Source organism: Bacillus sp. PS237 (genome assembly GCF_037963345.1).
GTDB lineage: Bacteria > Bacillota > Bacilli > Bacillales > Bacillaceae > Bacillus > Bacillus subtilis.
On sequence record NZ_CP150156.1, the window covers coordinates 295,997 to 308,910 of the forward strand.

Consider the following 12,914-nt stretch of genomic DNA (forward strand, 5'->3'; position numbering starts at 1 on the left):
TACTAGAAATAAAGATAAGGGAGATTGTGACATGATTACACTGACCGATTGCAGCCGCAGGTTTCAGGATAAGAAAAAAGTAGTCAAAGCGGTGCGAGATGTAAGCTTAACAATTGAAAAAGGAGAAGTCGTCGGCATTCTCGGAGAAAACGGTGCCGGCAAAACGACGATGCTGAGAATGATTGCTTCCTTGCTTGAACCATCACAGGGTGTAATCACAGTAGACGGCTTTGACACGGTCAAGCAGCCGGCTGAGGTCAAACAAAGAATCGGTGTCTTATTCGGAGGAGAAACCGGGCTTTACGACAGGATGACCGCTAAAGAAAATCTCCAATACTTCGGCAGGCTGTATGGGCTGAACCGCCACGAGATCAAAGCAAGAATAGAAGATTTATCGAAACGGTTCGGCATGCGCGATTATATGAACCGGAGAGTGGGCGGGTTTTCGAAAGGCATGAGGCAGAAAGTCGCCATTGCCAGAGCGCTGATTCACGATCCGGACATCATTTTATTTGATGAGCCGACAACTGGGCTTGATATTACGTCAAGCAACATCTTCCGCGAATTTATACAGCAGCTGAAAAGAGAACAAAAAACGATTCTTTTCTCCAGCCACATTATGGAGGAAGTGCAGGCGCTCTGTGACAGTGTCATCATGATTCACAGCGGAGAGGTGATTTACCGAGGGGCGCTTGAATCACTATACGAGAGCGAGCGCAGTGAGGATTTGAATTACATCTTTATGTCTAAGCTTGTCAGGGGGATTTCTTAAATGCTGAGCCATATTTATAAAAAAGAAATGATCGACGCTTTACGCGACAGAAAAACGATATTACTCACAATCTTAGTGCCGATGATTATGATGCTTGGACTTGTCTTTTTTTATGAAAGCATGCTGTCCGACAAAGGGGAGCAGTACACGCTGGCTGTCGGCCATTCGCTTCCGCCCGCACTGGAAAGCAAGCTTAATGAGATTGACGAAATCAGCGTAAAAACATTTGCAAAGCCTGAAGAGGCAGTTGATGAAGGAAAAGCAGATGCCTATCTGAACGTCCCGAAAGAGTTCGACTCATATGTCAACAGCATGACACCTTTTAAGGTTGATGTTTACGGCAATTCAATCGATCAAGGGTCGTCAAATGCCATGCAGCTTGTGCAGTCTGCCTTAGATCAGTACAAAAATGAAATTGTGCAGCAACGTTTAACAAATAAGCATATTGATCAATCGGTGATCCAGCCGTTTACAATTCAGCAAAAGGAAGCGGATGAGGAGAAAGGGACTTCCGCTATTATGCTTTCCGCCATTCTGCCCATGCTGATTCTGACTTCCATTGTTTCCGGCGCAATGCCGATCGCTCTTGATATCATGGCCGGTGAAAAGGACCGAAAGTCAATCGAGGCGCTGCTATTAACGCCAGTCAGCAGAAACAAAGTGCTGGTCGGCAAGTGGCTTGCGGTTTCCACTTTTGGCGTGGCTTCAGGTGTATTTGCTTTGGTGTTTTTGATTTTGTCCACCGTGTTATTTACCGAAAATTTAAAAACGGCCTTCCAGCTGGGAGATCATATGTGGAGTGTAATCGGCGCTTCAGCCTTAATCATTGTGCTCTCTGCATTGCTGATATCTGCGATGGAGCTTTTCATCAGCATCATGTCCAGCTCGGTAAAAGAAGCGCAAAGTTATATGTCTCTCGTCGTCTTTCTGCCTGTGTTCCCGATGTTTTTCATCTTCAGCAAGGCACCGAACCAATTTGACTTATCATACTTTCTCATCCCGTTTCTGAACCTGCATGCGTTATTTAAACAGCTTTTATTCGGGATGGTTGACCCGGCTACCATTTTGTCTACGTCAGGAACCATCGCCGTGCTCATCGCCATCTTCTTTTTACTAGCCAGAGCCTGCTTCCTGAAAGACAAATGGGTTCTTCCAAAATAAACTTGCGAAAGGAGAAATACACTTTCTCCTTTTTGTATATCCTGAAAAAAGAAGGAAAATAGAAAAAGGATATCTAATACAAAAAGTGACCCTGCACTATTTTTCATCAAAATTGGTTTCAAAGGAGAAGGAACAATGGATCAAACACGTACACTCGGCAAAACGAAGCTGAAGGTGAAGCGGATCGGATTCGGCGCGAATGCGGTCGGCGGGCATAATCTATTTCCAAATCTAAATGATGAAACAGGGAAGGATTTAGTGCGCACGGCATTGGATGGCGGCGTCAATTTTATCGATACCGCCTTTATATATGGATTGGGGCGATCTGAAGAATTAATCGGCGAAGTCGTACAGGAACGCGGCGTGCGGAATGAGCTCATCATCGCCACCAAAGGAGCTCATAAAGAAGTGGACGGCAGCATTGAATTAGACAATAGCCGGGAGTTTCTTCGCAGCGAGGTGGAGAAGAGCCTGAAGCGGCTGAAAACAGATTACATTGATTTGTATTATGTTCACTTTCCGGATGGAAAAACACCTCTCGCTGAAGTGGCGGGCACTTTGAAAGAGCTGAAGGATGAGGGGAAAATCAAAGCGATCGGCGCTTCGAACCTCGATTATCAGCAATTGCAGGATTTTAATGCTGACGGCTATTTGGAGGTCTTCCAGGCCGAATATTCTCTCATACAGCGTGATGCCGAGAAAGAGCTTCTTCCATACTGTGAAAAACAAGGCATCTCCTTTATTCCTTACTTTCCGCTTGCGTCCGGACTGCTGACAGGAAAATTCACGCAAGACACAGTCTTTGATGATTTCAGAAAGGATAAACCTCAATTTCAGGGTGAAACGTTTATCCACAATCTCAAAAAAGTAGATAAGCTGAAAGCAGTAGCGGAGGAAAAACAAGCGGATACGGCACATGTCGCCTTGGCGTGGCTGTTAACGAGACCGGCGATTGATGCCATTATTCCAGGAGCTAAACGACCGGAGCAATTACAGGATAACCTGAAAACCTTGAACATTGAACTGACCGAAGATGAAGTGAATTTCATCAGCGACATTTTCAAATAAAAAAGGAAATAGCCGTCATGGCTATTTCCTTTTGGTGTTTTATTCTTTGATGAATGCTTCGACTAATTCTGCTGCTCTGTAATCATCCATATCAAGCTGCCATTGGTCGATGTCATTTTTCTTCATTTTCACTTCAACTGTTTTTTCAGATGAAGCAGGTCCAAGCTTTTTGAATTCCTCAGGATAGACTTGAAGCGCGTATTTCACTGCCTCTTCATAGCTGGCACTAGAGTTTTTACTGTAGTAGTCTTTCACTTTGTCTTCGATGCGGTCTGAAAGAGAAGATGCATCTACAGGTTTAACTGTGGCTTCAACAATTGCTTCGTCTTTAGAGATTGAAGTCGTTTTTGCTTGAATGGAAGAGTTTTTGCTTAATCCCTCTTTAATGCCGTTCACGATATTATCAAGCGCTTTGCTGTCCGCATATGTGCTGGAAAGGCCGGAAGCTGAGAGATAACCGTCTTTGGCTGATTCATTAAAATCATTTACAATTTCATTTTTGTTAGCGCCGGTGATTTTTTCGAAATCGGCGTTATCTTTGCCGAAAAGAAGGACATCAACATAAGCTGATAACGCTTTTGCAGAATCTTGGAGCTTATCTGCCGTCGCCAGGATTTTTTTGTCTTTTCCGTCAATTTTAAAAGTAACTGATTTTGGCTTTTTATCACCGTAAGATTCCGGCGTATAGTTAAGCTCGTATTGCTTGCCTTTATCTACAACGAAGAAAAGATTTCCTTCAACGGATTTGTCAGCGTTAATCGTGCTGCCCTGAAGCTTTTCGCTATAGTCTTCAGGGTCTGTGTCAGACATTTTGGTATCACCTTGATACAATGTGAAATCCATACTGTCTACATTCAGCGGGTCTTTTCCTGTGTTTTTCACCGCGACATTGACTTTTAACACAAGCTGGTCATCTGAAGTGGACTTATCATATTTAGACGGAAGTGTGTAAGAGACATCCTTGATTTTGACTTGAGCTATATCTGAGCTTTTTTCTGTTTCTGATTCTTTCTTCTCCGCGCTTGTTTTGCTGCCGGAACAAGCAGCTGTAAACATCATCAGCAGAAGAATTAGGAAAACAGCGTACGTTTTTTTCTGAAACATTCATTTTTCCTCCTCAAATGGTTTAGGAAAGGGGAGTCTTTTGTCTTTGAGAAATGGATCTTTTTGAATGGATTAGCATCATATAACCAAAAAAATCAGTTCTTTTCTCACGGTTTTCACCGGATTTTCTGGAAACTCCGCCCTCCTTTGTCATGAATGGACCTATAAAAAGTTACAACGGAATTAATTTTAAGATTATTAGCTTTTATATTGAATAGGTTCATCATCCTATTTTTGGTGAAAAATGTTCTGGTAAAACTGGTAAACTCAGAAAACTGTGTATTTTAGACTATTACTTTTTGATTAGTTGGAGGGAACTTAAGAAGGATGAAAGGGGCCGCCTTTGTGAAGAAAGAGGGACTGAAACAAAAAGCACTGGAAATCGGCCGGGTGCCGACACACTTAAAACTGGAAATTGAAGATTATGGCGGTGATGATAAAAGAGCTCATTTTTGTTGGGCAGATCCTCAGGATGAGAATACCGGCATTATCGTGGAGCTTGGACCGGACGGAGAGCTGGAATCCCTTTCCCGTGATATTGAGCCTGAAAGCGGAGAAAGGCTGTCTGAGGAGAAACTAGAGGATATCATGCGCCAATTTGTCGAGACTCATCATCCGGGGGCACTCTCTGCCTTTGTTCGTGAAGAAAATGACCGTGCATACGGCGATAAAGTGAGATTTTCATATGTTCAAATGGAGGCTGGGCTTCCTCTCCCCATGAGCGGATTTATGGCTGATGTTTCCTTATCAGGTGAGATTGTTTACTTCCGTTATTACGGCGAAGCGGGCAGCATCATCAAGCCAAAGCGGGTCGCGGATGTTGAAGAGGCACTTGCCTTTATCAAGAAGGACGTGGAGTTCGACCTTTTGTTTGAGGTTCTCCATCGTTCTGTTTACAAAAACGGAGATGATCAGCCGCATTTGGTGTACGAGCCTGAAGGTAGGGCGATTACCGTACCTGCGGATTTGGTTCAAGAAGAACAAGCAGTTGATGATGACGATGATTACAGGGAGCCGGAGAGCTTTCCTCTCCCTTTATTCGAGGGCATCCGCGAAAAGGCCGATCCTGACAGCATGATTGGTATTGAAAATGGGTTTGTCAAAGAGCGGGAAGCGGATTTGGGAGATGGGAGAATTGGAATCGTTTGGCGGAATCCGGATGACCCTGTGTATCAGCCGGCGGATAAAAGCATGGACAGCTGGTTTAAGGGACGGACTCATCAAGTGCTGAAAACCATCTATAACAAAGAAACCGGAAAACTCGAAGGCGTCATGTCATTTATGGAGAAAAAAGGGCCGCTGACAGTAACCTTGGCAGAGTGTGAAAAAATCGCGCTTCGCTTTCTATTTGCTTTATTTCCGAATGCCGATCAATATTTTAGGATCAGATACGACGAAAAAGATGAAGAAGAAAACGCAGTCGCTGGTTTTACGTTTGAAGCGCATTGTCACGGAGTTCCGCTCCGATTTGGGCAGATCAGAATTTGTGTCAGCCGCCAGACAGGGTATATCACCGTTTATATGGGACCGGATATTGACCCAAATAAGCTGGCAACCATTGATCCTGTGCCGGCTATTTCAGTTGAACAAGCCAAGTCTATCTTTTGGCAGCATTTTAAAGTTGAGCTTGGCTGGGAAAGAGAGTACGGGGATGATGAAGAACACAGCTACCGGCTCGTCTATAAGCCGGTGTATCCGCATTTTATCGATGCACATACAGGGGAGCCTGTCTTCAGCATATGGTGAAACAGCCAAAAGTCACGCAATTGCCTCAGATATAGAAGAGAGTATGTGATGAAAGTAACAGAAAGAATCTCAAAAAACAATGACAATAATAGAAAAGGACCTTTCTTCACTTTAAATGAAGAAAGGTCTTTTTATATAATAAACAGGATTCTCTTTGTCGTAGACTCTTTGAAAGGGATGACTTCATTGGTTAATAAACAGCTGAAAAAGAAGGCGCAGGAGATCGGAAATGTACCGACGCATTATGAGCTTGAGATAGAAGATTACGACCAAAAGCAAAAGAAGTACGGGCAGGCATATTTTATCTGGAAGGACCCTAAAGATCCGGAAAAGCACATTACAGTTGAACTTAGAAATGACGGCGCCTTGCTCACCTTTTCAACAACTGTCCACTCCGAGACAGACAAAAAACTTCCAGATGCCGAGCTGAAGCTGACGGCTCTTCAGTTTGCCGCTGCCAATCATCCCGGCACATTTATGAATTTTCATTTTCAAGGCAAGGAAGAAAGGGGGCAGCACATCCGGTTTGTCTATACCAAAATGGAGCTGGGGCTTCCGATTCCCAATTCAGGCTTTTTAATTGATATGACACGAAGCGGTCAGATTGTCCACTTTCTATATTACGGGGAAGGGCATAAAGCCGAAGTTCCGACGGAATTTGTAGCAAAAGAGAAGGTTGTATCCCATTACTTAAACACAATGTCTTTTGAGCTGATGTACGATGTCATTGATGGCGAACAGGAACCAAGGCTTGTATATGAACCGATTCTACCGGGATACAGCTATCCCGCAGATGTAGACGAAATTGTGCCCGACCAGCATATCGCAGATGAAAGAATAGAAAACACGGCGCCACTGCCGCCGCTTCAGAACAAGGAAGAAGTTGATATATTTGCCTTGCTGGGTTTTACCTCTGATATGCAGAAAGTCAGTGAAAGAGACTTTGGAGAACAAATTGGAAGCACGTGGCGCAGGGGCGCTGCGCCGGAGCGTAAGGATTTAAGCATAGGAAGCTATTTTGAAACGAGAAATAAAAATACAATCAAAATGAAGACGGATAAAAGAACCGGAAAATTAAAAGCAGCGCTTTCTTTTATGGACTGGCGGAACAACCTCCAATGCTCCACGGAAGAATGCCAAGAGATAGCGCTTCAATTTTTGTATGCCCTCTATCCGAGAGCGGCTGAGTTTTTCAGGGTGAATCCCGTCCGAATTGATGAAAGAGGGAGAGTCCGCAACCATTTTTCTGTCTGGTATAAAGGAGTGCCGCTGCGGTTCGGCGCTGCCCGCATCATTGTCAATCCGGAAACTGGGTTGATTGACGCTTTTATGGCGCCTGATATTGAACCTGAACAATTGGAAGCGATAAATCACAGGCCGGATGTTTCCGCTGAAGAAGCGAAAGAAGCATTTTTAGCCGCTTTTGATGTGAAACTGGAATGGCAGCCTGATTTTACAGCAGGCAGTGACCAGCACTGCAAACTTGTCTATAAGCCGGTTTACCCTTCCTATATTGATGCGCACATAAGGAAAAAGAAAAGGCTGTGAGGGGTGTCTAGTTAGGAATCATCTCCAAGTGGGGGTAGTCCTTGAATCGTTTCCAATCCCCGCCCCATTCGAAACCGAGTGTCTTAGCGATCTCGACAACCTCCAGCCAATCTGATTTTCCGTTTTGATTGCCGTCATATTCCATATCCCATATGATGCTGCCATCCTTTTTTTGAAGGGCGAAATCAATCGCTAAACCATAGTTATGATACGATTCCCCTCCTCTTGCATAGGTGACAATATTCCCTTTTTTTGTACGTCCCTGTTTATATAATTCATCTTGTTCCTTAAAGGACCTGAATCCTTCAGTAATGACGACGTCAATGCCTTTATTCGCTGCAGCGGCTTTGAGTGCATCGGCATTCTGCTTCACAATCGGATGAAGATCCGAGGGGACAGGCATGTCCTGCAAGGCGTTTTGAGAATGCCATTCATGCCGAATATAACTAAAACAAAGATCTAGAAGAAATAGAATACATAAGATAACAAATGTTTTTGCGGGTAAGTTCATATCGGTCTCACTTTCTCAAGATGTGCTGAATGTTAACGCTTTTAAGTGATTGACTCTCTCTAAAAGCGAACAGCTATGATAAAATATAACATAAATAGTAGCAGGAGGAAGGAGGCAGACCGATGAGAGCAAAGATTCCATCAGAAGAAGTAGCAGTAAAGCTGAATGAATGGTACAAGCTCATTCGCGCATTTGAAGCAGATCAAGCAGAAGCGTTAAAGCAGGAGATTGAATATGATTTAGAAGATATGGAAGAGAATCAGGACTTGCTTTTATATTTTTCTTTGATGGAATTCCGGCATCGAATCATGCTTGATAAGCTGATGCCGGTGAAAGACAGCGATACCAAGCCTCCGTTCTCTGATATGCTGAACGAAATTGAAAGCAATCAGCAAAAACTCACGGGCTTACTGGAATACTACTTTTATTATTTCAGAGGAATGTACGAATTCAAGCAGAAAAATTTCATATTAGCGATTGACCATTATAAACATGCCGAGGAAAAGCTCGAGTATGTCGAGGATGAGATCGAAAAAGCTGAGTTTCTTTTTAAAGTCGCAGAAGTGTATTATCACATCAAACAAACGTATTTTTCCATGAATTATGCGAGCCAGGCGCTTGATATCTATACGAAATATGAACTGTACGGTCGCCGCCGGGTTCAGTGTGAATTTATCATCGCCGGAAATTTGACCGATGTGTATCATCATGAAAAAGCACTGACCCACTTGTGCAGCGCTTTAGAACATGCCAGGCAGCTTGAAGAAGCGTACATGATCGCTGCTGCCTATTATAATGTCGGACACTGTAAGTACAGTCTGGGTGATTACAAAGAAGCGGAGGGCTATTTCAAAACAGCCGCCGCCATTTTTGAGGAGCACAACTTTCAGCAAGCTGTTCAAGCTGTATTTTCACTGACCCATATCTACTGTAAAGAGGGAAAATACGACAAGGCAGTAGAGGCTTATGACCGCGGGATAAAGAGCGCGGCTGAATGGGAGGATGACATGTACTTGACGAAATTCCGCCTCATTCATGAGCTGTATCTTGGAAGCGGCGACCTGAACGTGCTTACAGAATGCTTTGACCTGCTGGAATCCAGGCAGCTTCTTGCTGACGCCGAAGATCTGCTGCATGATACAGCGGAACGTTTCAATCAGTTGGAACATTACGAGTCCGCCGCTTTCTTTTACCGCAGGCTGATGAATATTAAAAAGAAGCTTGCCGAGCAGCGTTTTCAATAGGAAATGGCAGAGAACTACAGGTTCTCTGCTTTTTTTGTGCTGTTTTCAACTCGGAAAAACAGGGTATTTTCCACTGCATAGTGAGAAACAGAGGAGGATATCAAGTATGTACAAAGATTTAACCGGAAAAACAGCGATTGTGACAGGGTCTTCAAAAGGAATCGGGAAAGCCATTGCGGAACGGTTCGGAAAGGAGAAAATGAATGTTGTTGTAAATTACCACAGCGACCCGTCTGGAGCAGATGAAACTCTGGAAATCATTAAGCAGAACGGAGGGAAAGCCGTCTCAGTTGAGGCGGACGTGTCAAAAGAAGAGGGGATTCAGGCGCTCTTGGACACAGCTTTAGAGCATTTCGGCACGCTCGATGTGATGGTAAACAACTCCGGTTTTAACGGCGTTGAGGCGATGCCGCATGAGATGAGTCTTGAAGATTGGCAGAGAGTGATTGATGTCAATGTTACCGGAACCTTTCTGGGAGCGAAAGCAGCACTTAACCACATGATGAAAAACAATATCAAGGGCAATGTGCTGAATATCTCAAGTGTTCATCAGCAGATTCCGCGCCCTGTAAACGTTCAGTATTCCACATCCAAAGGCGGCATCAAGATGATGACGGAAACGCTGGCGCTCAATTATGCGGATAAGGGAATCCGCGTCAATGCGATAGCGCCCGGCACCATTGCCACAGAATCAAATGTTGATACGAAAAAGGAAGAGAGCAGGCAAAAACAATTGAAAAAAATCCCGATGAAAGCCTTCGGAAAGCCTGAAGAAGTGGCGGCAGCAGCAGCTTGGCTCGTATCTGAGGAAGCAAGCTATGTGACCGGCGCAACACTTTTCGTCGACGGCGGAATGACACTTTATCCATCTCAGCTTGAATAGAAGACAAAACAGGGGGATTGCGGGATGAAAACAGACTGGTGGAAGGATGCAGTGGTGTACCAAATTTACCCGAGAAGCTTTCAGGACAGCAATGGAGACGGAATTGGGGACTTGCGGGGGATTATTTCCCGTCTTGACTACATAAAGGAGCTCGGGGCAGATGTGATTTGGATTTGCCCGATCTATCCTTCTCCGAATGTTGATTACGGCTATGATGTGACAAACCATAAGGCGATTATGGATTCTTACGGAACAATGGACGATTTTCACGAGCTGCTGGACCAGGTGCATCAGCGGGGATTAAAGCTGGTGATGGACTTTGTGTTAAATCACACCTCGGTCGAGCATCCGTGGTTTAAAGAAGCGGAGCTGGACAAAAACAGCAAATACCGTAGCTATTATTATTGGCGTCCCGGCACAAAGAACGGCCCGCCGACGGACTGGCTCTCAAACTATGGATGCCCGGTCTGGCAATACGAAGAGCACACCGGAGAATACTATCTCCATATGAATGCCGTCAAACAAGCTGATTTAAACTGGGAAAATCCCGAAGTTCGCCAGGCGGTGTATGACATGATGAAATTTTGGCTCGATAAAGGGGTCGACGGTTTGCGAATTGATCAGCTCCATCTCATTTCTAAGAAAGAATATCTTCCTTCGTATGAGGACTATATCAATCAGCAGGCAGAGCCGAAGCCCTTTCAGCCAAATGGCGAACGAATCCATGACTATTTAAAAGAAATCACAGATGAAGTGTTTTCTCATTATGATGTCATGTCTGTCGGAGAGGTCGGCAGTGTCACACCGGAAGAAGGCCTGAAATATACGGGAACAGATAAGCATGAGCTGAATATGATTTTTCACTTTCAGCATATGGAGCTTGATCAGCAGCCCGGAAAAGAACATTGGGATTTGAAGCCCCTTGAGCTTTCTGATTTAAAATCGGTTTTGACAAAATGGCAAAAGAAGCTTGAACATCAAGGCTGGAATACATTGTTTTGGTGCAACCACGACCAGCCCCGGATTGTGTCCAGATTCGGAGACGATGGGGAATACCGCAAAGCATCAGCGAAAATGCTGGCAGCCGTAATTTATTTTATGAAGGGCACGCCGTATATTTATCAGGGAGAAGAAATCGGGATGACAAACGCGCCGTTCACCCGGATTGAAGACTACAAAGATATCCAAACGATCAATATGTATCATAAACGGGTGTTTGAAAAAGGCTATGATCCAAATGATGTGATGAGATCGATCTTAGCCAAAAGCCGGGATCACGCCCGGACCCCGATGCAGTGGAACAGCGGCAAAAATGCCGGATTTACTGACGGCACGCCTTGGCTGAAGGTCAATCCGAACTTCACCGCAATCAATGTGGAGGAAGCGCAGGGAGATCCTGATTCTGTCTTAAACTATTACAAAAAGCTGATCAGCCTGAGAAAGCAGTACGCTGACCTCATGAAAGGGAGCTTTGATCTTTTGCTTCCGGACGATCCGCAGTTGTTTGTATACATGAGAGAAAACAGTAAACAACAGCTTTTGTCGGTCAATAATTTTTCAAAAGAGCAGGCTGTTTTTCAGTGGCCTAAGAACTGCGGCAAAGCTCAGGCCTCACTGCTTCTCAGCAATTATAACAACGATGATCTTGATGACGAAATGGTGTTCCGGCCTTATGAGAGCAGGGTCTATCTTCTGGACAAAACAAACTAATGATTGAAGTAGCCCGGCATTTTTAGCCGGGTTTTTTTAGTACATATATTCGCTCTGCAGGCGGGAAGAATAAATGAAAATGAAATTTATTCTTGCAAAACGTAATGACTTCGGTTTATTATGATATAGGATTACAAAATCGTTATCATTTTGATTTAAAGTTACTGAAAAAGAGGGGATATACGATATGTTTAAAAAATGGAGCGGTTTGTTTGTGATTGCAGCGTGCTTTTTATTAGTTGCAGCATGCGGCAACTCATCAACAAAAGGGTCGGCGGATTCAAAGGGTGATAAACTGCACGTTGTCACAACGTTCTACCCGATGTATGAATTCACAAAACAAATTGTAAAAGACAAAGGCGATGTGGATCTGTTAATCCCATCTTCCGTTGAACCGCATGATTGGGAACCGACGCCGAAAGACATTGCCAACATTCAGGATGCTGATTTGTTCGTTTATAATAGTGAATACATGGAGACATGGGTTCCGTCAGCTGAAAAAAGCATGGGCCAAGGCCATGCCGTTTTCGTTAATGCAAGCAAAGGCATTGATTTAATGGAAGGCTCTGAAGAAGAACACGAAGAGCATGATCATGGGGAGCATGAGCACAGTCATGCAATGGACCCTCACGTATGGCTTAGCCCTGTTCTGGCACAGAAGGAAGTTAAAAATATTACGGCTCAAATCGTGAAGCAGGACCCGGATAACAAAGAATACTATGAGAAAAATAGTAAAGAATATATTGCAAAACTGCAGGATCTTGATAAACTATATCGTACAACCGCAAAAAAAGCGGAGAAAAAAGAATTTATCACGCAGCATACAGCTTTTGGCTATCTGGCAAAAGAATACGGCTTGAAGCAGGTTCCGATTGCAGGGCTTTCACCTGACCAAGAACCGAGCGCAGCCAGCTTGGCAAAGCTGAAAACATATGCCAAAGAACATAATGTAAAAGTTATTTACTTTGAAGAAATTGCATCCTCAAAGGTCGCAGATACGCTCGCCAGTGAAATCGGCGCGAAGACAGAAGTGCTGAATACACTGGAAGGCTTGAGCAAAGAAGAACAGGATAAAGGTTTAGGGTATATCGACATTATGAAACAAAACCTCGATGCCCTGAAAGATTCACTATTGGTTAAATCATAAGATAGTGTGCGCCGGAGGGG

The 12,914-nt window shown here is 44.1% G+C and carries 12 protein-coding genes; 9 read left to right on the forward strand and 3 right to left on the reverse strand.

The window, feature by feature from the left end; all coding sequences use genetic code 11:
* Positions 1-31: 31 nt before the first annotated feature.
* From natA to NST22_RS01635, 3 genes are all read left to right on the forward strand, one after another.
* A complete protein-coding gene (natA, locus tag NST22_RS01625) occupies positions 32-772 on the forward strand; it encodes a sodium ABC transporter ATP-binding protein NatA (protein ID WP_003234757.1) in 741 nt (246 codons plus the stop codon).
* Positions 773-1,933: a sodium ABC transporter permease NatB gene (gene natB / locus NST22_RS01630; protein WP_003246346.1), complete on the forward strand. Its 1,161-nt coding sequence runs from the start codon at positions 773-775 to the stop codon at positions 1,931-1,933. It abuts the gene before it with no gap.
* Between the two features lie 135 nt (positions 1,934-2,068).
* Positions 2,069-3,001: an aldo/keto reductase gene (locus NST22_RS01635; protein WP_003246289.1), complete on the forward strand. Its 933-nt coding sequence runs from the start codon at positions 2,069-2,071 to the stop codon at positions 2,999-3,001.
* 39 nt (positions 3,002-3,040) lie between these two features.
* On the opposite strand, the gene NST22_RS01640 is transcribed toward NST22_RS01635, so the two are convergent.
* Positions 3,041-4,105, reverse strand: coding sequence for a DUF4352 domain-containing protein (locus tag NST22_RS01640; RefSeq protein ID WP_003234750.1), 1,065 nt, complete (start codon positions 4,103-4,105; stop codon positions 3,041-3,043).
* A 22-nt stretch (positions 4,106-4,127) separates the two neighbouring features.
* Entirely contained in the window at positions 4,128-4,259 is a 132-nt protein-coding gene (locus NST22_RS01645) for a hypothetical protein (RefSeq protein WP_003246334.1), read from the reverse strand.
* 173 nt (positions 4,260-4,432) lie between these two features.
* Here NST22_RS01645 and NST22_RS01650 point away from each other — a divergent pair, with 173 nt between their 5' ends.
* Together NST22_RS01650 and NST22_RS01655 are read left to right on the forward strand one after the other, a co-directional pair.
* Positions 4,433-5,851: a YcdB/YcdC domain-containing protein gene (locus NST22_RS01650; protein ID WP_003246352.1), complete on the forward strand. Its 1,419-nt coding sequence runs from the start codon at positions 4,433-4,435 to the stop codon at positions 5,849-5,851.
* A gap of 186 nt (positions 5,852-6,037) precedes the next feature.
* Positions 6,038-7,399 carry a YcdB/YcdC domain-containing protein gene (locus NST22_RS01655; protein WP_010886397.1) on the forward strand — a complete coding sequence of 454 codons (1,362 nt, stop codon included), beginning with the start codon at positions 6,038-6,040 and terminating at the stop codon, positions 7,397-7,399.
* Positions 7,400-7,406: 7 nt separating this feature from the next.
* Here the strand turns inward: NST22_RS01655 and cwlK are convergent, their stop codons facing one another.
* Positions 7,407-7,910, reverse strand: a complete 504-nt coding sequence (cwlK, locus tag NST22_RS01660; protein WP_009966473.1) for a peptidoglycan L-alanyl-D-glutamate endopeptidase CwlK — start codon at positions 7,908-7,910, stop codon at positions 7,407-7,409.
* A 122-nt stretch (positions 7,911-8,032) separates the two neighbouring features.
* Between cwlK and rapJ the strand changes: the two genes are divergently transcribed.
* The 4 genes from rapJ to NST22_RS01680 all read left to right on the forward strand — a co-directional run bounded on the left by rapJ (position 8,033) and on the right by NST22_RS01680 (position 12,894).
* A complete protein-coding gene (gene rapJ, locus NST22_RS01665) occupies positions 8,033-9,154 on the forward strand; it encodes a response regulator aspartate phosphatase RapJ (protein ID WP_003246478.1) in 1,122 nt (373 codons plus the stop codon).
* 106 nt (positions 9,155-9,260) lie between these two features.
* Complete coding sequence (locus tag NST22_RS01670; RefSeq protein WP_003246415.1) at positions 9,261-10,037, forward strand: SDR family oxidoreductase; 777 nt, start codon at positions 9,261-9,263, stop codon at positions 10,035-10,037.
* Between the two features lie 24 nt (positions 10,038-10,061).
* The gene (locus NST22_RS01675; RefSeq protein WP_003234736.1) at positions 10,062-11,747 is read left to right on the forward strand and encodes an alpha-glucosidase; all 1,686 of its coding nucleotides are present in this window, start codon (positions 10,062-10,064) and stop codon (positions 11,745-11,747) included.
* Positions 11,748-11,934: 187 nt separating this feature from the next.
* On the forward strand, positions 11,935-12,894 hold the full coding sequence (locus NST22_RS01680; protein ID WP_003234733.1) for a metal ABC transporter substrate-binding protein: 960 nt from the start codon (positions 11,935-11,937) through the stop codon (positions 12,892-12,894).
* Positions 12,895-12,914: the final 20 nt, after the last annotated feature.

Bases quoted from the DNA above. Each gene is read 5' to 3' on its own strand.
- rapJ (WP_003246478.1), top strand. From the start codon at position 8,033: ATGAGAGCAAAGATTCCATCAGAAGAAGTAGCAGTAAAGCTGAATGAA.
- NST22_RS01640 (WP_003234750.1), bottom strand. From the start codon at position 4,105: ATGTTTCAGAAAAAAACGTACGCTGTTTTCCTAATTCTTCTGCTGATG.
- NST22_RS01635 (WP_003246289.1), top strand. From the start codon at position 2,069: ATGGATCAAACACGTACACTCGGCAAAACGAAGCTGAAGGTGAAGCGG.
- NST22_RS01645 (WP_003246334.1), bottom strand. From the start codon at position 4,259: ATGACAAAGGAGGGCGGAGTTTCCAGAAAATCCGGTGAAAACCGTGAG.
- cwlK (WP_009966473.1), bottom strand. From the start codon at position 7,910: ATGAACTTACCCGCAAAAACATTTGTTATCTTATGTATTCTATTTCTT.
- natB (WP_003246346.1), top strand. From the start codon at position 773: ATGCTGAGCCATATTTATAAAAAAGAAATGATCGACGCTTTACGCGAC.
- NST22_RS01680 (WP_003234733.1), top strand. From the start codon at position 11,935: ATGTTTAAAAAATGGAGCGGTTTGTTTGTGATTGCAGCGTGCTTTTTA.
- natA (WP_003234757.1), top strand. From the start codon at position 32: ATGATTACACTGACCGATTGCAGCCGCAGGTTTCAGGATAAGAAAAAA.
- NST22_RS01650 (WP_003246352.1), top strand. From the start codon at position 4,433: ATGAAAGGGGCCGCCTTTGTGAAGAAAGAGGGACTGAAACAAAAAGCA.
- NST22_RS01675 (WP_003234736.1), top strand. From the start codon at position 10,062: ATGAAAACAGACTGGTGGAAGGATGCAGTGGTGTACCAAATTTACCCG.
- NST22_RS01670 (WP_003246415.1), top strand. From the start codon at position 9,261: ATGTACAAAGATTTAACCGGAAAAACAGCGATTGTGACAGGGTCTTCA.